Source organism: Bacillus sp. BP-3 (genome assembly GCF_028401955.1).
Classification (GTDB): Bacteria; Bacillota; Bacilli; order Bacillales; family Bacillaceae_G; genus Bacillus_A.
On sequence record NZ_JAQOTJ010000005.1, the window covers coordinates 274,358 to 300,314 of the forward strand.

The 25,957-nt window shown below is 34.4% G+C and carries 21 protein-coding genes and 2 pseudogenes; 2 read left to right on the plus strand and 21 right to left on the minus strand.

Annotation, left to right across the window (positions count from 1 at the left end; translation table 11 throughout):
* Positions 1 to 2: 2 nt before the first annotated feature.
* Positions 3 to 1,865, plus strand: coding sequence for a SpaA isopeptide-forming pilin-related protein (locus PLX19_RS11270; RefSeq protein WP_272188682.1), 1,863 nt, complete (start codon positions 3 to 5; stop codon positions 1,863 to 1,865).
* 593 nt (positions 1,866 to 2,458) lie between these two features.
* Here PLX19_RS11270 and PLX19_RS11275 read toward each other — a convergent pair.
* The 8 genes and pseudogenes from PLX19_RS11275 to PLX19_RS11310 all read right to left on the minus strand — a co-directional run.
* A pseudogene (locus PLX19_RS11275) lies at positions 2,459 to 3,241 on the minus strand (hypothetical protein); the annotation flags it as partial.
* Between the two features lie 298 nt (positions 3,242 to 3,539).
* The gene (locus tag PLX19_RS11280; RefSeq protein WP_272188683.1) at positions 3,540 to 4,253 is read right to left on the minus strand and encodes a pentapeptide repeat-containing protein; all 714 of its coding nucleotides are present in this window, start codon (positions 4,251 to 4,253) and stop codon (positions 3,540 to 3,542) included.
* 19 nt (positions 4,254 to 4,272) lie between these two features.
* Complete coding sequence (locus tag PLX19_RS11285; RefSeq protein ID WP_272188684.1) at positions 4,273 to 5,052, minus strand: hypothetical protein; 780 nt, start codon at positions 5,050 to 5,052, stop codon at positions 4,273 to 4,275.
* 247 nt (positions 5,053 to 5,299) lie between these two features.
* Complete coding sequence (locus tag PLX19_RS11290) at positions 5,300 to 5,449, minus strand: hypothetical protein (RefSeq protein WP_272188685.1); 150 nt, start codon at positions 5,447 to 5,449, stop codon at positions 5,300 to 5,302.
* Positions 5,450 to 5,875: 426 nt separating this feature from the next.
* Positions 5,876 to 6,142, minus strand: a complete 267-nt coding sequence (locus PLX19_RS11295; protein ID WP_272188687.1) for a hypothetical protein — start codon at positions 6,140 to 6,142, stop codon at positions 5,876 to 5,878.
* A 426-nt stretch (positions 6,143 to 6,568) separates the two neighbouring features.
* Entirely contained in the window at positions 6,569 to 6,706 is a 138-nt protein-coding gene (locus tag PLX19_RS11300) for a hypothetical protein (protein ID WP_272188735.1), read from the minus strand.
* A gap of 100 nt (positions 6,707 to 6,806) precedes the next feature.
* Entirely contained in the window at positions 6,807 to 7,595 is a 789-nt protein-coding gene (locus PLX19_RS11305; RefSeq protein ID WP_272188689.1) for a hypothetical protein, read from the minus strand.
* A 31-nt stretch (positions 7,596 to 7,626) separates the two neighbouring features.
* Positions 7,627 to 9,025 (minus strand): annotated as a pseudogene (locus tag PLX19_RS11310) (T7SS effector LXG polymorphic toxin).
* Between the two features lie 98 nt (positions 9,026 to 9,123).
* Here PLX19_RS11310 and PLX19_RS26185 point away from each other — a divergent pair.
* Positions 9,124 to 9,240 (plus strand): IS3 family transposase, encoded by a 117-nt coding sequence (locus tag PLX19_RS26185; protein ID WP_442869043.1) that lies wholly within the window; start codon positions 9,124 to 9,126, stop codon positions 9,238 to 9,240.
* Between the two features lie 178 nt (positions 9,241 to 9,418).
* On the opposite strand, the gene PLX19_RS11315 is transcribed toward PLX19_RS26185, so the two are convergent.
* The 13 genes from PLX19_RS11315 to PLX19_RS11375 form a co-directional block, all read right to left on the minus strand.
* Positions 9,419 to 9,694, minus strand: a complete 276-nt coding sequence (locus PLX19_RS11315) for a hypothetical protein (RefSeq protein ID WP_272188690.1) — start codon at positions 9,692 to 9,694, stop codon at positions 9,419 to 9,421.
* A gap of 25 nt (positions 9,695 to 9,719) precedes the next feature.
* Positions 9,720 to 10,547 (minus strand): hypothetical protein, encoded by an 828-nt coding sequence (locus PLX19_RS11320; RefSeq protein ID WP_272188692.1) that lies wholly within the window; start codon positions 10,545 to 10,547, stop codon positions 9,720 to 9,722.
* Between the two features lie 55 nt (positions 10,548 to 10,602).
* Complete coding sequence (locus tag PLX19_RS11325; protein WP_272188693.1) at positions 10,603 to 12,015, minus strand: T7SS effector LXG polymorphic toxin; 1,413 nt, start codon at positions 12,013 to 12,015, stop codon at positions 10,603 to 10,605.
* A 23-nt stretch (positions 12,016 to 12,038) separates the two neighbouring features.
* The gene (locus PLX19_RS11330; RefSeq protein WP_272188694.1) at positions 12,039 to 12,326 is read right to left on the minus strand and encodes a TIGR04197 family type VII secretion effector; all 288 of its coding nucleotides are present in this window, start codon (positions 12,324 to 12,326) and stop codon (positions 12,039 to 12,041) included.
* Complete coding sequence (locus PLX19_RS11335; RefSeq protein WP_272188695.1) at positions 12,326 to 12,751, minus strand: YwqH-like family protein; 426 nt, start codon at positions 12,749 to 12,751, stop codon at positions 12,326 to 12,328. Before PLX19_RS11335 ends, PLX19_RS11330 begins: the two co-directional genes overlap by 1 nt.
* On the minus strand, positions 12,751 to 17,268 hold the full coding sequence (gene essC / locus PLX19_RS11340) for a type VII secretion protein EssC (RefSeq protein WP_272188696.1): 4,518 nt from the start codon (positions 17,266 to 17,268) through the stop codon (positions 12,751 to 12,753). The genes PLX19_RS11335 and essC overlap by 1 nt, the downstream gene beginning before the upstream one ends.
* Before the next feature lie 40 nt (positions 17,269 to 17,308).
* The gene (essB, locus tag PLX19_RS11345; RefSeq protein WP_272188697.1) at positions 17,309 to 18,517 is read right to left on the minus strand and encodes a type VII secretion protein EssB; all 1,209 of its coding nucleotides are present in this window, start codon (positions 18,515 to 18,517) and stop codon (positions 17,309 to 17,311) included.
* Positions 18,518 to 18,712: 195 nt separating this feature from the next.
* Positions 18,713 to 18,964 (minus strand): EsaB/YukD family protein, encoded by a 252-nt coding sequence (locus PLX19_RS11350; RefSeq protein ID WP_272188699.1) that lies wholly within the window; start codon positions 18,962 to 18,964, stop codon positions 18,713 to 18,715.
* A gap of 13 nt (positions 18,965 to 18,977) precedes the next feature.
* Positions 18,978 to 19,490, minus strand: coding sequence for a type VII secretion protein EssA (gene essA / locus PLX19_RS11355; protein WP_272188700.1), 513 nt, complete (start codon positions 19,488 to 19,490; stop codon positions 18,978 to 18,980).
* Entirely contained in the window at positions 19,465 to 22,863 is a 3,399-nt protein-coding gene (gene esaA, locus PLX19_RS11360; RefSeq protein WP_272188701.1) for a type VII secretion protein EsaA, read from the minus strand. The genes essA and esaA overlap by 26 nt, the downstream gene beginning before the upstream one ends.
* Positions 22,864 to 23,238: 375 nt before the next feature.
* The gene (locus PLX19_RS11365; protein ID WP_272188703.1) at positions 23,239 to 23,535 is read right to left on the minus strand and encodes a WXG100 family type VII secretion target; all 297 of its coding nucleotides are present in this window, start codon (positions 23,533 to 23,535) and stop codon (positions 23,239 to 23,241) included.
* 186 nt (positions 23,536 to 23,721) lie between these two features.
* Positions 23,722 to 24,429 (minus strand): class A sortase, encoded by a 708-nt coding sequence (locus tag PLX19_RS11370; RefSeq protein ID WP_272188704.1) that lies wholly within the window; start codon positions 24,427 to 24,429, stop codon positions 23,722 to 23,724.
* Between the two features lie 122 nt (positions 24,430 to 24,551).
* A complete protein-coding gene (locus PLX19_RS11375; protein WP_272188705.1) occupies positions 24,552 to 25,745 on the minus strand; it encodes an isopeptide-forming domain-containing fimbrial protein in 1,194 nt (397 codons plus the stop codon).
* Positions 25,746 to 25,957 lie beyond the last annotated feature (212 nt).

Sequence of the window (25,957 nt, forward strand, 5' to 3'; positions counted from 1 at the left end):
AAATGAAACAAAAAATGTTAGCAAAATGGGTTTGCATGTTAAGTGTACTTATTATGTTGCTAGGAGTTTCTGTTCCACAAGTCAAAGCCGAAGTTATTCATCGTGAAAACTATCAAATGAATTGGAGTTATAGTAAATCAAAAGACAAAGAAATTAAAGCGGCATTATTCAAAACTGGATCAGGGAATGTTGCATATTGTTTAATACTAGGCTTACGTACCCCTAACGGTGAGGATTTACCAGAAATGGGGAACGCAAGTGATCCAGTATATCGTATACTATTACACGGATATCCACAAAAAACTCCTGCCGAATTAGGTGTATCTACCCCAGCTGAAGCACATTATGCCACCCAATTAGCGATATGGATTGCTATGGGACAATTACAAGTAGATGATTTAATACCAAAAAATCAAAATGTACATACTCTTATGAAACAATTAGTTGAAAAATCTAAAGATGAGTCAGAATCACAAAAGATTGTTTTTAATGTAAACCCTGCTGATCCCCAAACTGCAAAACAAAATGGAGACTATTTAGAAACAGGTCTATATACCATTCAAACAAACGCAATTTCTGGAACATATACCGTTCAAACTGAAAATGCACCTCAAGGAACCCAAATCTTAAATGGAAATGGGGAAAAGAAAACTACATTTTCTATCAATGAAAAATTTAAAATTTTGATCCCTAAAAATACACCTAGTGGAGATTTTAAATTCAGATTAAAATCAACATTAACGAATTTACAAGCCATTGCCTTTGATGGAGGAAACATCGTTCAAAATATAGGCGTATTACTACAAAGAAATAGCGAAAACATGAGTACAGATTTAGTCGTAAATTGGGAAACACTAGGATCTTTACAAATTATGAAATTAGGAGAAAAGAAACAACCTTTAAAAGGTGCTGTATTTGAAGTTTCAAGTGAAAAAAGTGACATCAAAAAAAATATCACTACAAATGATCAAGGCATCGCTGAATTGCATCAACTTCCTATTGGAACTTACATCGTAAAAGAAATTCAAGCGCCTGATGGCTATATATTAGATACTACAGCTAAAAAAATTGAAGTAAAAACAGGTGAAACTGCTTTATTAGAAGTTAAAAATGAAAATATACATGGACAACTAGAAATATCAAAAGTCGACAGTGCAGATAACAATAAGAAACTTCCGAATGCTGAGTTCACTATCTATGATATACAAGGAAAAGAAGTCGCAAAAGGGAAAACGAATCAAAACGGTACTGCCATATTTAAACTTCCTTACGGCAAATACACCTACAAAGAAACTTTAGCTCCTGATGGCTACGTTATTAATGATGAAACCTTTTCTTTTGAAATTAAAGACGATGGGCAAATTATTAAACATACAGTGAAGGATAAAAAGATTTCTGGAGAATTAATTATCTCAAAAGTTGACAGTGCAAATAACGACACGAAACTCCCGAATGCTGAGTTCACTATCTATGATATACAAGGAAAAGAAATCGCAAAAGGGAAAACGGATCAAAACGGTACTGCCACATTTAAACTTCCTTACGGCAAATACACCTACAAAGAAACTTTAGCTCCTGATGGCTACGTTATTAACGATGAAACTTTCTCTTTTGAAATTAAAGAAGATGGGCAAATTATTAAACATACAGTGAAGGATCAGAAAAAGCAAACAGCAGGAACACCAAATCAACCACAACCCCCGAATAATGAGATTTCAAAAAACACGCAGCTTATAGATAAACCTATACGTAAGAATACAAGATACCTCCCATCTACTGGAATGAAACTTCCGTCCTTACTTCTTTTTGGAATCGGATTTATTATTGCAGGAGGTTATCTGTTAAAAATGAGACAAAAAGTGTAATAGAAACTACAATACTATATAAAAAACAAAAGAAGATCATCAACGATATAGTAGTTGATGATCTTCTTTTCTCTTTCAATGGACTTTTTTAATGCCCTCAGATTTATCCCCCTATTTGTGGGCAGTACCCCCGCACTGATGGAAGTTTCACTTTATTAAGATGCTTTTAATCAAACTTTATTTCAAAGCAACCGTTTTATTTTTCGTATAGCCTTCATTATTAAGCAACTTTATTACCTCTACACATATTACTCGTTATAGTCGTACTTAGGATTTACTTCAATTTTCCCTTTGTACTTAATGACTTCGAATATGTCTCCCATTTCTGCTTTCTTAAACGTCCTGTCTCCTACGTATATCTCTTCCAGTTCTCCGTCTACCATGACTCTAAGACAGTTTTTCCTAAAGATTGTATCTTGGTATATTGTTTTATTTATCATGACCGCTTGTTTATGTTCACCGTTTCTAAGTAGTTGTCGGTCTATTAGCCCTTGACCTACAGTGGGAACAATGATTAAAAGAATAAATAAAATTATGTATATATGTTTCTTGCTTTTCTTTTTGGTTTTTATTTGTTTACTCTCTATTGATATTTTCTTCTTCTTCTTTTCCCTCTTTTTATACAACTTTAGCCTTTCCTGTCTTCTTTTTTCATGCTCTTCCCATGTAATATTGAATGATGGGAATTTGAATCGACAATACGCCAATAAGACAAATTCTGCCGATTCAATAGCAAATATATATAATATTATTGTTTGTACAACATAAAACTCCATGTCATCAAATGCATAATTAATATTTATAAAAATTAATACAAGCAGAACCACTACATAGATTATCATACCAATCCATAAATATGATGTCGCTTTAGTAAAAAACGAGACAGTCCCTCCTTCCAACTTATACCCTCCATGTTTTGCCCGTTTAAAAACATCAATTATTTCTACAATGTGAATACATATTGCCCCCAATAGTATTAAACCAATATAAACCAGTGTCTTATTGCTATATGGAAAATCAAATATTCCTCCAACCACCATAACCATAAATGGTAATGTTGCTATCTGAAAAGAATAAAATAACATCACGATGGCTTGGAGTTTCTGTAATTTAAAAGCAACTTTCGGAGACATGTATAGCATTAAAAAAATGAATTCCAAAGCGTATAAATTTAGCTCCGTTAGTAGAACTTTCTTCTCAAAAGGGCTTAAAAAAATCTTATCACCACTCAGCAAAAAAGCTAAAAATACAATAAACATCGGTATAGAAGTATATATAAAAACCCCCAAAAAAAAGATTTTTACATTATCAGGACGAAATCGATTTCTATTTGCTATTTCGAAAAAATCTAAATCCTCTTCCTTCATTTTTAACATTCATTTACTACCTACTTTCTAATTTTGAGTGCTATTAATTTAAAAGTACGGTTAAAATATATAAATCCATTTAAATTTTTCAATATATAAGTAGCTGCTATTCAGAACAGAACAAAACATAAACCACACTTCCCCTATGTCATCATCTTAAAATAAAAATCACTTGTTGCCTATCATAGACAATCAAGTGCTTCAAATTTGCAAGTTTTATAGTGACACTGTGACACCCTTTACATGTTGTGACAAATAATACATTAAAACTTATTTGCCACGTTTACATACGATTCAAAATCAACTTCTATATCATTTTCAACACTTGTTCCTTCACATTTTCGTCAAACTTAGCGCCTTCTATATTTGCTCCTGTCCAAACTACATTGTCAAGTTTAGCACCGGTAAAATCCGCTTCTGTAAAATTCCCATTTAAAAGGGTTGCTCCTGTTAAATCTGCATTTGTAAAGTCTGCATTTCTAGCATCTACTTCTGATAAATTTGCATTTTCCAAATCCGTCTTTTCAAATTTACCACCTGTAAGAGTAGCACTGCTGAAATCTGCTCCAACACAATTTGCTTGTGTAGCATCAATTCTAGATAAATTCGCATGACGGAAAGTAGCATAATTTAAAACTGTTCCAATTAATTCTCCATATGAAAAATCAACTTCATCAAAACAAGTCTCGAAGCAACTACTTATATTTATCTTTGCATATTTCATATTCGCTTTAGAAAAATCCGCTTCGCCAAACCTACAATCTGCAATGTGTATTTCCTCTAAATTACAACTTCTGAAATCAGCCAACTCAAAATCACAATCAAGAAACGACGCTCTCATTAATGAAGAAGCCCTTAACATGACCCGTTTTGCCATAATACGATCTCCCATTACCTCTGACAGGTCTGAAAAAGTAAGGTCCAAATCACTCATATCTAACTGATCTATAACCTCATCATTATATTGAGATCGATTTAATATTTCCATGACCCTTATTCTATCATTACTTTTCTCATTCATGATTACAAATTCCTTTCATTTAACTTTCCAGATAGTCCTTCCAAACAACATTAGGAGAAAAGGTTACACCTCTTCGATTCTCACGAAAACTTGGTATAGACATGACTTGAGCTGGTTCTAAATATTTCATTACATGTAACCAACTATCAAGTAATGTACCAATATCAGCTTCTAATGGGTTCTTTAAAAGATCTATGCAAATACCACCCCAACTCAGTTCTGATACCACAGCTGGACTATTTAGCAACAAATCTCTACCAAACATTTCTAAAATATGGCCACCAAAGTAGGTTCTAGCTCCCATCCCTAATGGACCGTTGGGAAGAAATCGAACCGGTATAGGTTGAGAAGATATTTCCATCCACATATGTAAACGTTCACGTTCTGTATTCCACGGATAGGATAAAGGCCAAAAAATTTGAGTTACTCCATAACATGGTTTCACGATTTCTGCAATTTGGTCAGATAGCTCCAAAAAAGCTGACCATAATTTTTTTGGTATAGATTTATGAAACTCAAACTGTAAAAATGAGCGCTGGCTCCAGTTAATTTGAAAACTCCCTCTATAATTAACAGATTTATCACGATAGAGATGAACTTCAGATGCCCTACGCTCCGAAATCACTTTTTCAATAATTTCCTCACGATTATATTCTACCCGTACCGTTTCACAGTTGCCCCAATGAGTAGGAGCAAATTTTTCATTTGACTCAAACACATCTAAAAGACGCCCTAGTATCTCTTCCTGATTAAAAGATACTGTGGGATACATTGTAATAATAAAAAAATCAGGTTTCATTTATATCCTCCTTAATACTAAAAAAATAAAGTTACATAACAACTTTTATTTATATTTTTATCCATATACCCCTACCAGGTGAATCCAGATTAAACACTTATTTATGGTTTATTTTACCACCATTTTAATTAGAACGGTGAATGTTACTCCTTAATCCCATCATCTATAATCTTACTTCTCTCTAGATGATGCTTATTAATAGTAACCCTTTCTTTGATTCGCTATCATTGTACCGTCTCTAGTTAGTTCAAAATCTTTGAATGTAGCTGCTATATTCCGCTTCTAGTTTGCTTAAGTCAGTCCCACGATAGGCTCTAATAAGATAGTTATCATCAATTATCTTACTATCAGCTTTCCCCGTACCCTTAGTAAATTCTTTTAATTCTAAATCCTTCAAACCACTCCTCAAATTCAAGTTTTCAAAAAACGGTGCTGTTTTTTCTCAAGCCACTGGTTATTTGCTACAGATGCATCAAAGGCTCCTGCTGTCTGCAATCTTGAGTCCAGATTTTTTCTAATTCGTTTTACGTTTGTATATGAATTGTATCTGTTTTCTTACTACATTCAGATACATTATTATTAATCCTCCCAGCTTCTTTGCATAAAAACAGAACCAATGCTTCTTCCATTAGAAACATTGGTTCTATTCTTAGTTATAATATAAATCTATTTCTTCTTTTCATTACATCTTTCATTTAGAAAAACAGGCGATTAAGTGACAAAGTATTTTAAAACTTTGTACTCCTAAATACAACATAGTTGTCTACATATTCTGGGTCTTTCTCTAAAATTATGAATTTTTTCCCACTCATAATATCCCCCTTTATTTGTCTCCTATTATAACTACCCCAACTACTAAGAAAACAATAATACTGATAATAACAAGAGTTGTTTTCTTACTAAATTGTGTATTAGAACTTTCTAATACAGCCCATATAATGATAGGAAAGAGAAGAATAACAATGAGAATTTCCACTAACTTGTTACTCTTTTCCTCCTTTGAGTTCTCTTCTTCTATCACAGGTTCTACTTTATTTGGTACTTTCCTTAAGTTTATTGGATTCTTCTTTTTCTTACGTCTGTGATTCATTTCCCATACCCCTCAATTTGAATCATAACTTTCAAATAGCATAGTCTTTCCTTTGTACTCAACAACCTCAATGCGAGAACCAATGTCTAAACGTTTGTATACTTTCTTACTTACGCTACCTGTGTGCGTTTCACCCTCTACTTTGTACTTGATTTCATAAGTCTTAAACCCTCTAGGTGTGTATTCTTTCACGTCTACGACTTCCGCTATACTTGACTTACCATGTTGTCTAACTTGTTTCTAGTGTGTATGTTCCTACCCCTATGAGTAGGAACATACACACTAGAAACACTACAATACAACCAATTCTAAACCGTTTCTTTTTCAAAATAATACCCCTTACTTTACATCGTAACTATGCCTTTGTATTCTAGTACTTCTATTTTAGAGCCTTTGTCTAACTTCTTGTATAACTCTTTATCTATATTACTTAAGTAAGTCTTCTCTTTTATTTTGTACTTGATTTCTAAGCGCGATGGCCGGTAACAACCAATCGTCTTTTTTTACAATTTGAGTGATACTAATTAAATTTAGCATTGACAATGCTTTATAGTAAACTTTCATAAACTCTACCCCTTATACAGTAATTTATTTCTTTCGTCATAAATAGATTCTTCCACATACATAAAAAATCAGTTTACGATTATCATTTATAAATCTCATTTCAGTTTTTGCTTTGCTTTTGCTCTTCTCTTCTTCTATTTGCTATAAATTCTTGACGCTCCTTTTCGTGTTGCTCCCATGTTATATTAAATGATGGGAATTTGAAGCGACAGTATACCAATAGGATAAATTCTGCTGATGCAATGGCGAATATATATAATATTACTGTTTGTACAATATAAAACATAATTGGTTCTATCTGAAAAGGAATACTTACAAAGATCAACACCAAAAGGACAATCACATAAATAAACATTCCAATTGATAATTGTAGTTTCCTAGCAGTGAAAAGTGAAACTACTCCTCCTTCCAACCTATAGCCTCCATATTTTGCCTTTTTAAAAGTATTGATTGTTACTACAATATGAGTAGCTATTGCTCCCAATAATAACAAAGCAAAATAAACTAATGTTTTATTTTCGTAGGAAAATCCAAATACACCTTTAATCAACACAAACATATATGGTAATGTTGCTATCTGAAAAGAATAAAATAACATCACAATGCTTTGGATTTTCTGTAATTTAAAAGCAATTTTTGAAGACGTGAATAGCATTAAAAAAATAAATTCCAAGATGTATAATTTTATCTCGGCTTGTACAACTATTTTCTCAAACGGCCCTAAAGAAATCTTATCTCCATTCAGTAAAGCACCTACAAACATGATGCCCATCGGTATAGAAGTATATATAAAAACTCCCCAAAAGAAGATTTTTATAACATCAGGACTAAAGCGATCTTTACATGTAATTTTAAATGCATCTAAGTCTTCTTCTTTTATATTCCCCATTCATTTATCCTACCTTCTAATGTTATATAAATTACCAAAATATTGATTTCAGTTCTTTCAGTGCCGAGCTTCCCTTGTTCACTACTACGTTTGTCATTTTTATAAATTCTTTATAATTACCAGACTTTATATTATATTCTAAACCTTCCGTCCGTTTTACTAATTTCTTTGTTCCACTAACTACACTTTCTCCTCCTAAAATTTCCAATTTCGTATTCAAAGCTATCGAAACTCCAATCCCTACTGCTGCTCCACCTATTGTCCCTAGCGGTCCTAAAACTGTTCCAACAACTGCTACTCCTTTAAAGAATTTCCCAGTGCCCTTGAGTTTTTCGAATGTTTCTGGCCATTTCTTAGGATTTAATTCATCCAGACTTTTTTGAAATTCAGTTCCAAATGAGTCCCCCCACCTATTTCCAAAAGCTTTTACAAAACCTTTTTCCTTCCAATTCATTTTGAAATCATGATAGGCCTCAAATTCAGGTAATTTATAAATATCTTTTAATGTCTGTTTTCTTGCAGTTCTTGTTACTTTGTTATAATCAATTTTAAATTTATCTTGAAAAATAAATTTAACAATAGAATCTTCATTAGCATCTGTAGTTAAAAGTTTCGAAACTTTCACAATATCGTTTCTTTTAGAAGTTTCAAATATATATGTCCCTTTTCCTTTCCGACCATTAACATCAAATTTGACACTAAATCCAAGCGTTGTTTTCATATAAACAAGGCGTAGAAGCCCGGAGAATATACCTACCACACCTTTTTAGCATTTCCAATATTTACCTTTTTTTTGGCACTAGCAACAATACCCGCAAACCATCCTTCAGGTAAAATTTTCTCTGCCGCACCAATAGAGAAATCTCCACCATTAGCTTGGACTCGATTCATTCCATCATCTAGCCCACGCATCATTTCATCAAAATCTTGCAAGTCCTGTTGTTGACTATTATAAGCTTCTAACTTTTCTAACGTATCACTGATTTCTTTTTGACTTTTAGAATATCCTTCCGTAATCCCTGATGATGATGGATATTGAATTGGTACAATGTCACTAATCGTCCCCACTGTTTGTTGCGCTTCTTCATTGGAATGATTAAATGCTTCACTATATCCATTAACTTTTTTCTTTACCTCATCTAAATAACTACCATAAATTTTTGTATCTGCATCACTGTCAACTGAACTATTAAAATCTCCAATTGCTTTTTGAAATTGAAGATCTAAAACCATAAATGCAGAGATGATACCCCCGTGAACTGTAAATAATCTTTAATTCCATCAGTTGTTTTCCCTTGAAGGGAGTTAATTTCTATAAACTCACCTATTTTTTGTGTTAAAGATTCCAGGTGTTGATTCAACTCATTTGTACTTGCTTGAAATCTACTTTGAAGTTCTTTCACTTCCTGTAACTCAATATTTTTATCCATGCTTCCTTAAAGTTTACCGGATGTAAGTCTTGCAGGAATATTCTTTCTGGAAGCGGTGGTAATCACGGTCTTGGTAATGCATATATAGAGAGTTTTTTATCCACTTTAAGACAGAATGTTTTTATAGAATTGAGTTTCATAAAAAAGAGCAAGTTTTCAAAGCCATTAGAAGATATATGAGGTATTACAATAACAAACGATTCCCAAAAAAATAAACAACCTTGTCCTGTTGAATTTAGAACTAAGGTTGTTTAATGAAAAGACACCTACTCTTTTATTGTCTAATTGACAGGGGGAAAGACCAAAATACCAAAGTCCCCTTTTTATCACATATTCTTAAAGAAAGATCTTTTTATTTATCTACCTATTTAATAGAATACATTTCATTATAAGTTAACCCTTTTTCTTTTTGAAAAAAATAAAATATCCAAACAATGATGATATTAAAGCCAAACCAGCACCAAATACACCATCAAATTCTTTCAGATACATAAATACAATTATAGCAGCAAGAGAAGCAATTATTATTAAGATAACAACATATTTCATTACGAACTCTATTACCTTATATAGGATTAACAAAATGAAAATAACCCCAGAAATGATAGGTGCTATTATACTTTCAAAAAAACCTTTTTCTGTTTTTACAGTTTTGGAATCTTTATTCAAGGTATTACATTCCTCTCTCTACAGGTTAACTTATGAATAATGTTTTCAGTTTATCTTCAAAAATTGTATTAGATAATTGAGTTAAACTAAATGTAACATTATCGTCTAATTGGGATAAACCAAATATAGAACTATTGTCTAATTGGGATAATATCCATTGTGTATGTGCTGTTTCAATAATAAAGAAACCTTTATCTGAAATAATTTCGCCATTTTCTTGTGTATCAAGTCGCATAACACTGTATATACTTTTTGTTGCCTTTATATCGTTTATGAAAATTTCTGCATTTGAAAGCTTTACACCGTTTTCAACTAAAATATTTATTCCTTCTTCAATAGGAACTGCAATAAGGTTACCAATTTCTTCAACCAAATGATTTGGTAAAGTTTCTTCCAAATCAATATTTAAATTTTGTTCTTCAATTTCAATTTGTAGTAAATCTTTTGCTCCTGCATACAATTCATAATCTGATAAATTTTCAATTGTATGTACAATTCCATTCGTACTTTGATATGAAATAGTAAAGTTACCGTGAGTATAAATATTCCCAGTGATTGTTGTATCATTTTGAAAATCAATTTTTTGTAATAAAATAGAAATAGAAGGATGATTGAAAATATTAAATAATGTTTCTACATCAGGCTTCGGGAATACTTCTTGTTTTTGTTCATCAAATGTTAGTAAATTTCTTGCTAATAAGGAATGTGCTGCTGTTAAAAAGATTTTTTCTGTTTCTGTTTCTTTAAGCTCATCATAAACTATTTGTAATAATGATTTGGCAAAGGCTTGATTATCTTTATAATTTAATAGGAATGCTAGTTCTTCTAGAGAAAACGTATATTGTTTATCCATAACTGTTAAAAAGTCTATTTGAAAGACTTTTATTCCCCTCTTTTCTTTAATAAGATTATTTAAACCATTTTTTTACGGCGCCTGTAAAATTCGATGCATATTCTTTTATTTTTTTTCTTGGTAAAAAGCGGTCCACCGCTGCATCAAATGCTGCACTTCCTATGGTAGCTCCAATTATTCCACCTGCCACAGCCCCAATTGCACTACCAACAACAGGGCAGATAGCTGTACCTATTGCTGCACCAGCTTCTGCACCGGCTATTCCTCCTCCCCATGAAGATGCAGAAGTACCTATAACTTTCCCTACAGAATAACCGACATCAATTGATTTTTCACCGGCTGTTTTATCTGATTTAAAGGCTGTTTTCAATTCAAAGTATTCGGACACAGAGGTTGTCGCCATTCCAACTATACTAAAACATTTCATATTTTTTATCATATGTTTTGACATATTACTTGCTTTAATACTATTATCAGGTAGTGAGTGATTTAAATTCCCTATTTTTGCGGCAAATTTCTCAATTGTTGAAAATTCTTGTGCAAGTTTTCCAAAAAGTTTCTTAGAGTGTGCCGAAGAATTCACCGCTGAATTTATCGATGTAAGACATTTAGCCCATACCCCTCCAGCTTTTTTTGCTAAGAAACCTTTCTGAATATCGACAAGGTCGCTACGTTTAGCATTTGGAACTATATTTAAGGTCCCTAATATAAATCCTAATTTTCCAGCTGTGACCCCGCCTTTCGTTAAAATTGTTATAAGAATATCGCTAATGTTTCCTCCATCTCCCCCAGTTCCATTACTTATTCCCGTGGCTGTGGTTCCATTACTTATGGTTTCGTACCACTTGCTAGACATAATTTTTTCTATTGAATTACTAGAAAAATCTCCACCATTAGTTCGTATTTGATTCATTCCATTTTCTAAGGCATGCATCATTTCACGAAACGCTTGCAGGTCATTTTGCTGACTGTTATAAGTTTCTAATTTTTCTAGCGTGTCACTGATTTCTTTTTGACTTTTTACAGCTCCTTCCGTAATTCCTGATGATGATGGATATTGAATTGCAATGATATCGCTAATGGATCCCACCGTTTGTCTCGCTTCGTCATTAGAGTAGTTAAATCCTTCATTATATCCATTAATTTTTTTCTTTATATCATCCAAATAACTTCCGTAAATTTTCACATCTGCATCACTGTCAACCGTAGAATTGAAATCATCAATTGTTTTTTGAAATTGTACTTTTAACAACTCAGCAGATTCCATATAACTAGAAATAATTTTCCCATGAACCATGGCTAAATACCCTTTAATTCCATCAGCTGTTTTTCCTTGAAAAGAGCTAATCTGTGTAACATCCACTATTTTTTGTACTACTGATTCGAAATGTTGATTTAACTCTTCAGCGTTTGAATTAAAGCGTGTTTGAAGTTCCTTCACTTCCTGTAATTCAATATTTTTATCCATCTTACATTCCCCCTATTTCAAAGTTAATAGCCTGGAATGGTGCTTAGACTTTTTTCAAGTTCTTCATCTTTGTTAACTATTTTTTCCCCAGCTTGTTGAATTCTATTAATATCATTTTGTAGCACTTGTTCATACTGTTGCACCTTTTGAGATAACAGTTCTATCGCTTCACAAAATTGAGTTAATCTAGTTAAATTAGTACGACTCAATTTCATATCATTAAACTTCGTTTTCCCTATATCACTCGCACCACTTTTTAGTTCACTTACTTTCGAATCAAAGACGGCTTTATTTAACTTAATTTCGCCCATTATCCATTCTCCTTTTTCTGTTTTTCAATTTGAATATTATCGTTCACAATTGAAACACTTCTATTTAATGAAGAAATAGCTGATTCACATGAAGCAATTTGTCCATCAATTCTTTGAATCTCATGTTCAATATCTTCTTTTACTCTATCTAACTCGCCTATAAATCTTCCTAAATTGGAGAGGACTTGTTCTTGATATGTGGACTTGAAGGTAGTTGCTCTTTGTCCTTTCCACAAACTATCATTAATTTCTAGTGATTTAAATTGTTGCTCGTTTTGCCGAATGGATTCAACATTATTTACAAATTGTCCTTTTGCTTGTACTAATCGTTGTTTTTTTAGCTGCAGAGCCGCTAAATGGCTCTGCTGCTGACTAATGCTACTAAGTAAATTTGCTTTCTGACTATCAAGTTGCGATAATTCCATTAATATCCCCCCTGAATAGTTGGTACCTTAATTTTTGTCGCATATCTATCTTTTATAAAGTATCCTTCAAAAGGATTTAACTTCGTACTACTTAAATCCTTATTGGATACATCAAACACCATTTGTCCAGATGATTTTCTTAACAAAATAACGTGCGATTGTGCTTTGACTGCTTTTGAAGCTGAATCATAGCGGCTATCAATCGCATCGACATCACAACCAATGACAAAATGGATTCCCATATATGCACCATTCGTAATCAATTCTGCTAAGCGATATGTTTCACTATCTTCTACACTACTAACAATATCATTTAAGTCCGCGATGACGATGACAATTGGCTTGAACTTTTTAACATAGTCTGCTGGATTTATCGTGTCATTTGAAGCTTCTTGCTCCTCTTTAAATGCAGCTTCCCTTGATCTATAAGCACCTTCGACTTGCTGAATCGTTTTTTCTATTCCTGCTTTGTCAGCTACATATAAAGCTGTTTTGCCCTTAAAGTTTGAGAATGTTTGTGCTCTTGAATCTATAAGACCCACATCAAATCCCTGACTTTCAATTAATTGGTTAGTAAATTGATAAATCATATTTTCAATTTGGTCTTTTTTTATTCCTGCTACAACAAGGTTTGAAGCTTCTACTAAATCTAATTCCATTGGTGTGACATTCTCAGTTTCAACCCCAAAGGATAGTTTACGAGCTTCCATAATTTTTCTCGTTTCTGGCCATGCAATAAATTCTTTATATTCCAAGATCTCTGGTACCATCGGAATAGCTTTTGGTTTTGAACCAGTCCAAAACTCGTTCATATCTCGCCCTTCAGCTTGTATATGCTCAATTACACCGAGCACATCTTCTCCTTCTGTTGGCATACAAGTTTGGAACACTGTCGGGTCTTCTATTTTTACTAAACCGCGACCAGATACTTCTTCAATTTTCAAATCAGTACGCCCTACTATTGCTCTAGGTTCTGTGTCATCGATCATGTAGAGAGCAATTTGTACCTTAATATTCGTATTCACCTGGATTCTTAATGCATTTTGACGCATAGCCGATAATAGTAAATGAATTCCTACTGCGGCGCCTTCACGAACAATTTGTGCAATCAGGCGTTCAAAATTATCAACAAATGCTGCCTCTTTAACTCCATCATAATTATCTAATGTAATGAGTATTGTCGGCAATGTTTCACCACTAGCTCGTTCATACATTTCAAGATTAGCAACACCGTATTTACTTAACAGTCGCTTTCTTTCCTTAAGCGTTTCTTCTATACGGCGGATAAATTTTTCACATTTTTCTGCTTGATCTAACGTTATAATATCCGCTACGTGCGGTAGTGTTTTTAATGGCATTAATCCATTTGTTCCAAAATCAAGCAAGTACACATGCAAATGCTCCGGACTATGCTGACGCGCTACATCCATAATAACAGTTTGTAAGAAAGTTGATTTTCCGTATCCTGGACTTGAGAAGACTGCAACGTGACCGTCTTTACTTATGTCTAATGTAAGCGGTGTTTGTGCTTGTAGTTCAGGCTGGTCTAGTAAACCAACTGTTGCTTGTAATGGTTTCTTTTCACCTGACCATACTTCCTTAAAGTTTACTGGATGTAAGTCTTGCAGGAATATTCTTTCTGGAAGCGGTGGTAACCATGGTCTTGGTAATGCTTCGATTCGGTTTTCTTCTGTGTAATCATGAATATAATCGATAACCGCATCAAGTTCGGTTGGTACAGTTGTGATTTCTGTTTTATCTCCAAATCCACTCAAATCCTCACTCAAAATCTCATACTGTCCAAGCTCATTGATCGCATAAACTGTCGTATCTAGCTGTTCCTGGTCTTCTTTATTTTCAATATAATCCGCCCCGCTCCATGCACTTTGGAACAGTTCATAGATTTCGTTATTTCCGACTTGTAAGTACGCTCGGCCTGGCAGTGTGATTTCTGCAGCGTCTGGTGTTTTTAAGATTTCGTTACTGTCAGATGTGTTTTGTACTTTTAGTGCTAGCTTGAATTTGGAGTTACTCCAAATTTGGTCATCTACGACCCCGCTCGGTTTTTGCGTTGCTAAGATTAAGTGGATTCCTAGGGAACGACCGATACGTGCTGTTGATACTAACTCTTTCATAAATTCAGGTTGTTCTGCTTTTAATTCGGCAAATTCATCTGAAATTAAGAATAGGTGCGGCATTGCTTCTTTCGCTTTGCCTTGTTTGTATAGTTTTTGATATTGGTTAATATGGTTTACATCGTATTCGCCAAATAAGCGTTGACGTTTTTTTAATTCTGCTTTAATCGATGCAAGGGCACGCATACTTTGAGCGCCGTCTAAGTTCGTAATTGTTCCTAGTAGATGCGGTAAGTTCTTGAATAAGTTCGCCATTCCGCCGCCCTTATAGTCGATCAGTAAGAATGCGACTTCATACGGATGGAAGTTCACCGCAAGGGATAAGATGTACGATTGAATAATTTCTGATTTACCAGATCCTGTTGTACCTGCGACTAATCCGTGTGGTCCGTGCGCTTTTTCGTGTAAGTTCAAGTTGACAATGTCATCTTTACCACGTAAGCCGAGCGGGACAGCTAAGCTCTTAAAGGTTTCGTTTTTCGCCCAACGACCTTTAATATTTAGTTCGTGAACTTTTTCAACGCCATACATTTCAAGGAATGTAACACTTTCTGGAATACTGTTTCTTAAGTTTTGTAAGTGATTCAGCGGTGCTAATGCACGAGAGAGCTCTTCTTTGTTGAAACCATCTGGGAAGTGATCAAGCGTAAAGTGATGATTCACTAACTCCCCTTTTTCTAAGATGATGTTCCCGTTTTTCGCATCGCGTATATCAATAACTGTTTTCACATGTTCCGGTAAACTTTGCATCACATCTTCTACAAAGATGAGAGATACACCAAGTTCGCTCGGGTCTTCGTTAAAGAATTCCATTACCGTATGATCTAAAATTAGTTTTTCATCGGTAATCAATACAACATAATGAGGTGCAAAATACATTTTCTCTTGAGAATTGCTTTTCTCTTCTAAAGCTAATTTGCGTTCCTTTAGGATTTGATACAAACTGTTTAATACCTGATCTCGGCTTCGGTCATGATAGACGAACCCGCGAACATTAATATCTCGTAAACTCGCATGCGGTAACCAGCGCATCCACTCCCAGCTTGCTTTTTCTTCTTCTGGGAAAATCGTAATGAATTGTAAGTCATAATAACTATGAAACAACGCTGTCTGCATTACGAGCATTTGCAACTGTTCGATTACCAATTTTCGTTGTCCAATATAACCTACTGGACCGTTTACTAAGTCGGTCACAACCGGTACATCCTTTAAACCCTTATATTGCGAACGTAAGTCTTTTGCAGCTTCTACTAATTCATCTTTGTTTTGCGTAAACTCTTCTTCGTTAAACTGAATTTCAAAACTAGAATCAATACGACCCAATCCAACGCGATATGTTAAGAAATCATGGTGGAACATTGTTTTTTCATAGATTTGCGAATCTACTCTTACTGCCATATCACGAATTTGTTCAATGTTTGGATAGTGATAATCTAAAGCATGCCTTTGTTCTTCACTTGCGGCATACAATTCTTGCGTTTTCTGTTTCAAATAACCTTGATAGCTTTCGTTACGCTCTTTCGTATCAATTTTGTATTTCTTTAAACTCCTTAAGTATGTGGTTAATGAAATGATTACTGTTACTACTGTCATCCCAAGTGTTGTGAGAATAAAAATCCCGCGCGGCTGAAAGATTGAAATGACTACAGTCAACACAATCATTACAATCGGTGGCACAATCATCTGCGCCAGTTGTTCACTTGGTTTTGATGGTAGGGGAGATGGCTTCCCAATCGTTATCTTTTCCTCTGGCTCACGGTAAATAATCCGCGGGGAACGATGATAATTTGGATATTCTTCACCAAAATCATTATCAGCTTCGATTAAATGTGTTAATTTTGTTGTAACACGATTAGATGAAGCTAATATTTGAATATCTTCTTTTCCAACTTTAATTGTTACACCGTCAAAATAAAGCTGGTCACCTGGTTCAAGCATTTCCTCGCCAGTAATGCGGAAAAAGTTGTGATATACATAGCCGTCATTCACAATGACTTTAAAACATTCCCCTAATGTTTCACGGATGAACAGCAAGTTAGCTTTTATATTCTTAATCGTTACGTCATCGCAATCCATCGCTCCAAACGAAATACTATATTTGGACGCTATATCATACACATACTCTTCTTCTGCATCAGTCAAGTAAAAGTGCATTTTCTTCTCTTTCGTAATATCTACGGTCACATGTTCATTTACACGTAAGACTTCATTCTCAATGTTCCATGCTTTGCCATCCCACTTCACCTCTACACGCGTTTCTAATTCCGCGTAGGTAACGGTATCGGACCATTCGTTTCCGATTGTGACTAATTCACGTTTTTTCGGATTAAGATGACATTTATGCAGTTGATTGCCATAACTAATTGTTAGTAGTTGTACCATCTCTATCTCCCGTTTCTATTATTTTTATTTCATCTGATGTTTATTTCGCTTTATTTCCTGATGGATTTTTATTTGATAAGTCACCTGAGGAATCCGTATTGTATTTCTTTTGGTAATCTTCCAATTCTTTCTGATATTTCTGTACTTTTTCTTCACGCGCCGAGCCAGTTAATTTGGGATTGTTTTTCACTTGTTCGATTTGTTTAATTAATCCGTACATAATTAATTGCGGGTCATCGATATATTTCGCAAGATCTAAAGACTTCGAGAAATCCCCGCGCCCGTTGTAAATCCAATATAGTAAATAATTTTTATCACTTTTTAGACTCACATTCTTCATAATTGCTGCTTTTTGATCATCTGTTAATTTTTCTGCTTTCACGTATGAAGAAGCTAGAACATATTTAGAGGCATCTGGTAGTTTCTCAGGATCCTGCTCCTTTAAAGTACTAATTACTTTATCATAGTCTGTTGCCAAGAAATTTTTATCTGCTTCTAACAATTTATTTTGATACGGCATTTTCACAAAACTGAAATAGCCAAGCGGCACAGCAAGAACAACAGAAGCAACAATCATCGAAATGGATAATCGTTTAAATAAACGGAATCGTTTTTTCGGCACAAGTTGCATGTTTTTCTCTGTCGTCGTTTGTTCTTTTCTGTAATGATCATTTAACAACTTTACAAGATCATTAAACGTACTAGCATCAACAACACTACGATCAAACGCTGTATCCTTCGCATTTTCCAATGAACCAGAATATAACTCATCAAAACTATATTTCTTCGAGAATAGCGCAACAACTAAACATTTATACTGGCGTAAAAATTTCGCATCATCTAATCGATATGGTGGTACAATATCACGAATACCGCGATAAACAAGATATGGCATATAATTGTCATCGAATACGATGTTTTCTGGATGAAGGAAGAAAGTTTTTCGAGTTTGTAAACACTCTTGAAAACGAGCAATATTAAGTAATAATCGTAATTTATCGTTCTTCCCTAGTTTTTGTACATCTTTCCATTCCTTTGTTTGTTCCTTAACGTTAAACTCAAACGTAAACATATCTTCATGGTCTTCTACTGTAGCCGGTACAAAGAAATTAGATTTTTCCGTGATTAACTCCAATTGCCGTATGTCCTTCACACGCGTCTGTGATTTCGATAACTTCAATTTCCGTACATGCTCAGTCGTTTCAAATAGATACTGCATCGAATCTAGCTGAATCGTTCTTTCTGTCATAGTCCTTTACTCCTCTTTGTCATGTTCTTTTCTATATGAGTCCATTTTGTTTTTTTAACATATAAGTCGCTACTATGTAGAAGTGACCTGATCTGGCTCACTTTGTTTTCACCCTTGTACGTGGCAGAAACAGGAACTGACCGCTTCTACACACGGCCAGTTGCTCTTGTCCACCTAAAAAGAAAGGTTTTGATTCTACAAAACTTTTAATATGTCCCCGTCTGTTATCTGATAATCAATTAATCGATCATCATCAGTTAGTAGCAGTTCTTTATTAACAACCTTAACAGCGCAGCGAGAAACTTCCATCACATCAAGCTTCAGCGCCTCAGCAATGTTCATAAGCAGCTGCTTGATGGGCTGATGAGTAGGGATGCGTAGATCATATAATCTGCCATTCCCTTTATTAAAGTCAATTGTGACATTAATATGTGTTTGTCCTGCCATATGTTCTTCTCCCTTACCGCCAAATTTTCCGTATTACAACATAAATGCCGCAGCAAATTGCTAATACCACAGCAGCTAGGATTCCTATCATTTGATTACTAATAGGATCCGTTTCTTGTTGATTTGTGTTTTGGCTAGCGTTAACAGCTGTGCTAACCATATAATTTTGAGCAAACAAGCTGTTCTGTCTGTCCTTCACAGTTGTATCCTTCTTGTTTGATGTCACAAATAACGAGTCATTTAAGTATTTCGTGTCGCCTTCTATTTCTTTTTGCTTTTCTTTAATTGCATCTTTTGTTTGTTCTTTAAACAAGCCTGGTGCATATTTATCGAGTTCAGTTTCTTGGTTTTCCTTTTGTTCCTTTTCAATTTTTTCCTGGTTCGTCTGTTCAACACGATCAGTTTTCAAATCCATCTTCCCGTTATGATCAAGATAGCTATCCGTCTCAGCGTGAATGGACACCGGTGTAAGAATAAGCAACAAAAAAGCAGTAATGAAACTAGCTCGCATGAGAATCAGCTTCATGTTCATCCCCTTCTTCTTTCCGGTATTTGTGTACAACAAACAAGTTTGTCACAAGGCCAATAACGGCAGCTGCAATTAAACCATACATAATAGTCAGCCAATCTGCTCGGTCACTTGCAAAACCAGTAATCATACTCTCAATATATTGAAGTGGTGAAAATTCACGTATTTTAGCAGCAGTCGACATTTTATCAAGGTTCAATCCAACTGCATCTGTTAAGAACAGGTACATGCTAAATGTAGCTAGTAGAATGAACATTCCAATCATTTTCATTTGGCGTAATAAGTAGCCTGAAATGAGAACCAACACTAACATAGTGATGGCAAAAATGCTGATCCATACTAAGAATTTGGCATGACCAATTTTCAATAAATAGCCTGAAATACCACCAATTAGAATCCCTTCCACAATTCCAATACCAACTTGAACAGTCGTAGTTGGTACGTTTTTCAGTACCAATGACAATTCTTCCTCAAAAGCACTTTCTTCTATGCGCTTTCGTTCTTGGTTTGAAATTACATAAGCTGTAAATAGAGAAACAATGAAACAAATCAGTACTAATAAATATGGTGTAAACGTATCTGCGGCTACGACAACACCATCATTTTTCGTTTGTACTGGATTTGCAAGGAAGCTATATAAGTTTTCATTTTGTCGTTCGCCAACACGGCTATTCGCCAGAACTTTTGTGAAGTTTTTCAAGAAATCTTTATCGTCAAGCATTTTCTTACTAAGATCAATCGAAAGCGCTGTTGCCTGATTCACTAATGTATTTCCACTATCTTGAATCGTTTTCGCTTGGTTATCAATATTATCAAACGTTTTATACACATCGTCAGCTGATATTAAGTTACCCTTCGATTGATCAGCCAGTGTTTGACTTTGTGCAAAAATAGACTTGAATGCCCCGTCTAATGCAAGCGTCGCCGTTTGCTCACCATCGCTATTTGTCACAACTTTTCCTTGCTGTTCAATTAGCTTACGGCTTGCTTCACGCCATGTTACTAAATCTTTTAGCGCTTGCGTAAGATTCGTATTCATCACATTCGCTTGGTCAATTGTCTTCGTAAGTGCCTCTGTTAAGTCTGCAGATTTTTTATTCGCATCCTCAACCAATTTCATATAATTATCTACTTTGGTTTTCAAATCTTCCTTTTCTTTCTTTACCTCTTCTGTCGTTTGCTTCGCAACATATTCTGCTAGTATGTCAACCACATCGCGTTTGTTGAACAAGTAATATAATGAATCAGGATGTGGTTCAGCTAGATCCGCAAGTGATTTTTTATCAAAACCTTCCGGTAAATCCGCTGATGCATCAATACCATAATACAAGTCATACAATTTAGATAGTTTTTGATAACTTTTAATCGTATCTTCAACCGCGTGTATAACCTTATTCATTGTACCTTCAGCCGCGTGTCCATCCTTAGCGCCATCCAACGGTGACATGACTTGGTGGGTGATGTAATTATTATTGACAGGTTTCCATTCATCATCTGTACTTGTTTCTTCATCTTTTGTAAGAGGCGGATCTGTTTGTGTCTTCACATTACTTTTTCCTGGCTGATCACCATCGTTTTGTGTTTGAGTGTCACTTTCCCCTGGCTGACTAGCGTCTTTTTGCGTTTGGCTGTCACTTTTCTCTGCCTTCTTCAAAACCTTGTCATTCGTAATCCCACGTAATTGATTGAATAAAGGCGGTTCAGATGGTGTTGGTTCTGTGACAGGTGATGGTTTATCAATGACATTACCTGTATTCTCTTGTGTCAAGTTCCAGCTCCAAGTTACAGGTTCAAAGACAGAAATATTTCTGTTAGCGTCTTTTAAACGTAACATCACCACAATCTTGAAATCGCTTTGATCTGCAGGTGGTAAAACAACTTTTTTATTTGCAAGATACTCGCCAGTGCGGTCTTCTTCATTTCCGATAAGCAGTTTTGTCACTTCATAATCATCTGGTATGTTCAATGTGATATATCCTTCTTTTTTTGTAGCTGGTAATATCGCTTTATCTTCTACTCTAACACCCTCTCCTGCCAGCTGATTCTTAATATCTTGCACCAACTTCGCCAATGGAATATTATCTTCATCTCGCTTAGGTGTATCAGGTTTTTCCTTGTCATTTTCCTTTTCCGATATATATATATTTGTGATACCAATGACATTTTCCAATTCTTTCTTAGTCCCATCTGATAAACCGATATTTTGAATATCAGTTATCTTTAATGACGGCAAATGATCAATGAGCTTTTGGATTTTTTCATTCACACGATCATCCGGTTCGGCAAAGAATTTATTTAAATACACATCTTGTTTCACCTCAGCAGATTTTGAAATCTCCTCCCTCAGCTTTTCAGTTATTGATTTCTCAAGCTCTGACTCTGATTCTGGTTCCAACTCTTTGCTATACTTATCAATTTCGGCACTTCTATCCTTCAAATTATTTTTAATTGAATCCGCTAAAAGCTTAGGATTATTTTCCGTTAACTGAAATTGATCATAGATTGCTTTATTCGCTGATTCTAAATTAGTAAATCGCTGCAGTATATCTGTCGTATTCATACCTTGGTCAAACTGAGTCAGCTGCGTCGTGAAGTCTTTTACAACAAGGCCATTCGCTTCCTTCATTTTATTGAAATCACCAAAGGTTGTCTGATATGTTTGATTAGATTTCATACCCTCATTTAAATTGTTGCCAAACCCGTTTAAAATCTCTTGTAACCCTCTAAAACTATTTTTCGATACACCTGTTTGATCTTGCACACTTTTAAACTGTTGTGTATAACCAGCTAATGGGCTATGAACCTCATCATTGTATGCATTGGTGTAAGTTTGTTCTTTTTTTACAAGAGTTGTAATGTTATCCTGTGCATTTTGCAAGTTTCCGATAATGCTAGCAAAATAAACATCGATAATTCGGCGATTGAAATCTTCAAGTATCGAACTTGCTGTTTTTTCCGCTTCTGCTTTCACATCATTATTACCAGTTGCATTTACCTTGTAGTTAAGCGTTACTTTTTCCGGTGCATTCGACTCAATTGATAATGCTTTTTGTGAAAAATCGTTCGGAATAACGATCATCATATTATAAACGTTACGTGCCAGTCCGCTTTCCGCTACCCCGCGGCTAACTACATACCAATCATGGGTAGTATCTTTTTCAACACTCGTAATAAACTCGTTACCAAATTCAATCTTTTTTCCACCCAGGCTTGCACCTTGATCTTCGTTAACAAGCGCAACCGTCATTTTTTGCGTGTCTTTAGCGCTCTTTCCTTTCTTCACTTGATTCAGCGCTAGAAAGGAGGTTCCAGCAGACAGCGCAAGCGTCAGTATAATGAAAAATACTACGCTCCACTTTATCTTTTTCACACATCACCACTCCTGCTAGTAAACACTATTTATCTATGTCCTGTTATTCGTTTGCTTTTAGTGGTTGCGAAAACGGATACTCCTTTTAATGCCCAAGGTAAAGTGAAACCTCCATGAATAGGAGCCTTACTGTCCGTTAATGCGGGATAAATGCAAACAAACTTCAAGCTACCTTCTATCTTTTTTTACTGAGCATTTATATTTATTTTTTTATATACTCTCAAGAAAAATCGTAGCATCTCTTCCATTATTTACAAATAAACCCAATAAGTAAGCCACGCAGCATTGCTGCGTGGCTCACTACTAAGAGAATTTACTCGCGCCCGTTAATATGTAAAGCATGAAAAATCCCCTCAACTAATAACATCACCGTAATTAGCTAAGTCCAAAATTACGAGATAATTCTTCATCATGACGAGCCACAGCTTCTGCTGTATTTTTCAATTGTGTTTCGATGTCATGTAGTAATTGGGCAAAGTTTTTTACCTTTGGTGCTAATTCGACAAATTGTCGGTCAAAGCCTTCAAATGCACGACCTTCCCATTCTCCACGTAATTCATTTTGTAAGTTTGTTAAACCAGTTAGAATGTCCTCAATTTGATTACCACCGTTACCATAACGAGCTGCTTTTGATTTCAGCTCCTCTGGGCTCATACGAATTTGTCCAGCCATTAAATATTCCCCCTATCAATTTGAAAAAATTGTAAAATAAACTTTAATTTTACTGATTATATTATAACAATAACCATAAAACTTTGAGAAGAGATATTTACTATTTTGTATATATTTATCAAATTTTGTATAAACCTGTTCATTTATACATATAAATGAAATGGACAAAAGAATGGATTGAAACTCTCAATAACTTGTTAGTTGAGACTTAACTTTTTCGTCTACCTCTCCTAGCTTTTTCTTTGATTCTAATACCCCTTTTACTACTAATCTTGTTTCTCCTTTATCGTCATAACAACTTATCAATGTTACTTCATTTAACCCATTCTGATCATCCATTACATGTGTTTCTTTTGGAGAGATAACATCTTTTGAAGTTGTTTTATACGTATATACATACTCCTTATCTGTTAAATATATTAAATCTCCTTTATCCATATTTCTTGTAGGTGTAAATAATAACTCTTTGTTTCTCATACTATGACTACCAAGTACATAGTTTCCTACACCCATCGTCATATTCGGTTTTAAAGTACCTGCACCTAGCATCATTGTCTCATAATTTGTACCATATAAAATGGGGAGTTTAATATGTACATTCGGAATGTAAATCAACCCGATAATCATATTTGTATCTAATTTACTTTTTACAGAATTAAAATCCAACTCGTCTACGCTTTGTACACTATCGTAATCAAAAGCATTTACCTTTTTACTTGAATTATATAAATTCTCTTTTATCTCATTTGTAGTTATTTTGTTATATTTTTCTTCATACGATTTTTCTAGTTGTTTAGGGATTACATAATAGTTAAAAAGAGGTTGGTAAACAATCAAACCAATCCCAGTTACAAAGATTAATCCAATTAACACATATAAAAATTTATTTTTCATATTAAACCTCCTAGTCTCCTATTAAAATATACTAAATATTTTAATATCTGCTGTTCTAAATATGGTTCAACTGTAATAAAGAAACCTTCATACTTATGCATGAAGGTTTCTTTATTACCATATTAAGAATTCTTCCTACGTCTTACAATAAAGAATGAAAATAATGCTCCTAATACTAACAATGTACCAATTAGAGTAACTGTTGAATTATTAGTTTGATTCATCTTAGGAATTTCTTTTTGCGGTTGCTTAGGTTCTTCTTTAACTGGTTCCTCTTTAGTTGATTCCCCTTTAGTTGATTCCCCTTTAGTTGGTTCCTCTTTAGTTGGTTCTTCTTTAGTTGGTTCTTCTTTAGTTGGTTCCTCTTTAGTTGGTTCTTCTTTAGTTGGTTCCTCTTTAGTTGGTTCCTCTTTAGTTGATTCCTCTTTAGTTGATTCCTCTTTAGTAGGCATTACCGTTACAACATTAGAATCTTCCGAAGGGTTATCGTTTAATTGAATATTTGCTTTGCTACTTATCATTTCAATAGGTGCGTTTTCGTTAATCTTGGATGTAACTACAAGTTTAATCTCTTTACCTTTGATAACTTCTAATTGCTCACGAGTTAACTTTAATGTTACCAATTGTTTATTAACATTAGCTTTTAATTCTGATTCTTTTCCCTCAACAAGTACTTTTGTACCTACAATTGTTAATTTGTTATCTAGTGTATCAGAAAGAGTTAAAGACTCATATCCCTTTAAGTTTTCTGATACTACTGTTTTTAAATTGTAAGTAAACTCTTTACCTTTTGCAATTTCTAAATGGTCTTTATCCTCAACATCTTTTGTTACTTTAGGAGTTACAGGCATAAAAACCTTAAACGATACATCATTAGCAAAAGCTAAATTTTCTCCTGTGTCTGACTGTAATGTTGCACTTAGGGTTGCTGTATGACCGTTAGGTGCATCGTCATGAAAATTAAACTTGACAGGAATCGTTAATTTAGTATCATTAGGTACTTTTGATAGTGAAATAATCGCTACCCTTTTACCATTTTCTACAAAACCTTTCACATCACTAATATAACCTTGATGTTTTGGAATCTCAATAAGATAAGCCTTAGCATCCTGTAACTCTAATCTAACTTTGTAGTCTAAAGCAACACCGGCATTAGGGTCTCCTTTAGTTGCTACGTTTATATTATAAGTAACTTGTTCACCTCTTTTGAACTCTACTTTGGGAGTTCCATCTGGGTTCTTAATTACATACTCTTGATTAATCTTAGAACCATTTACATTATCGTTCCCAGCACCTAAAGTTACCATTGGTTGCATAAACGTGGTTAACGAGATAAGAAATACTACAAATAGTGACAATAACTTCTTCTGTTTCAATACGACAACCCCTTTTACTTATTGGAAAAACTTTTACGTTTCATAAAGACGAAGGCGCTTTCAAACCTTATTAAATGAAACTACGCATATAAGTTTTTATTCCCCCTTCTTGTCTAACATACAGTTAACACTAGGTTTTAAATAGTTACTCT

Excerpts from the sequence above, each read along its gene's own strand:
- PLX19_RS11270 (WP_272188682.1), top strand. The coding sequence starts at position 3 with ATGAAACAAAAAATGTTAGCAAAATGGGTTTGCATGTTAAGTGTACTT.
- PLX19_RS11280 (WP_272188683.1), bottom strand. The coding sequence starts at position 4,253 with ATGAATGAGAAAAGTAATGATAGAATAAGGGTCATGGAAATATTAAAT.
- PLX19_RS11285 (WP_272188684.1), bottom strand. The coding sequence starts at position 5,052 with ATGAAACCTGATTTTTTTATTATTACAATGTATCCCACAGTATCTTTT.
- PLX19_RS11295 (WP_272188687.1), bottom strand. The coding sequence starts at position 6,142 with ATGAATCACAGACGTAAGAAAAAGAAGAATCCAATAAACTTAAGGAAA.
- PLX19_RS11300 (WP_272188735.1), bottom strand. The coding sequence starts at position 6,706 with ATGAAAGTTTACTATAAAGCATTGTCAATGCTAAATTTAATTAGTATC.
- PLX19_RS11305 (WP_272188689.1), bottom strand. The coding sequence starts at position 7,595 with ATGGGGAATATAAAAGAAGAAGACTTAGATGCATTTAAAATTACATGT.
- PLX19_RS11320 (WP_272188692.1), bottom strand. The coding sequence starts at position 10,547 with ATGGATAAACAATATACGTTTTCTCTAGAAGAACTAGCATTCCTATTA.
- PLX19_RS11325 (WP_272188693.1), bottom strand. The coding sequence starts at position 12,015 with ATGGATAAAAATATTGAATTACAGGAAGTGAAGGAACTTCAAACACGC.
- PLX19_RS11330 (WP_272188694.1), bottom strand. The coding sequence starts at position 12,326 with ATGGGCGAAATTAAGTTAAATAAAGCCGTCTTTGATTCGAAAGTAAGT.
- PLX19_RS11335 (WP_272188695.1), bottom strand. The coding sequence starts at position 12,751 with ATGGAATTATCGCAACTTGATAGTCAGAAAGCAAATTTACTTAGTAGC.
- essC (WP_272188696.1), bottom strand. The coding sequence starts at position 17,268 with ATGGTACAACTACTAACAATTAGTTATGGCAATCAACTGCATAAATGT.
- essB (WP_272188697.1), bottom strand. The coding sequence starts at position 18,517 with ATGACAGAAAGAACGATTCAGCTAGATTCGATGCAGTATCTATTTGAA.
- PLX19_RS11350 (WP_272188699.1), bottom strand. The coding sequence starts at position 18,964 with ATGGCAGGACAAACACATATTAATGTCACAATTGACTTTAATAAAGGG.
- essA (WP_272188700.1), bottom strand. The coding sequence starts at position 19,490 with ATGAAGCTGATTCTCATGCGAGCTAGTTTCATTACTGCTTTTTTGTTG.
- PLX19_RS11365 (WP_272188703.1), bottom strand. The coding sequence starts at position 23,535 with ATGGCTGGACAAATTCGTATGAGCCCAGAGGAGCTGAAATCAAAAGCA.
- PLX19_RS11370 (WP_272188704.1), bottom strand. The coding sequence starts at position 24,429 with ATGAAAAATAAATTTTTATATGTGTTAATTGGATTAATCTTTGTAACT.
- PLX19_RS11375 (WP_272188705.1), bottom strand. The coding sequence starts at position 25,745 with ATGCAACCAATGGTAACTTTAGGTGCTGGGAACGATAATGTAAATGGT.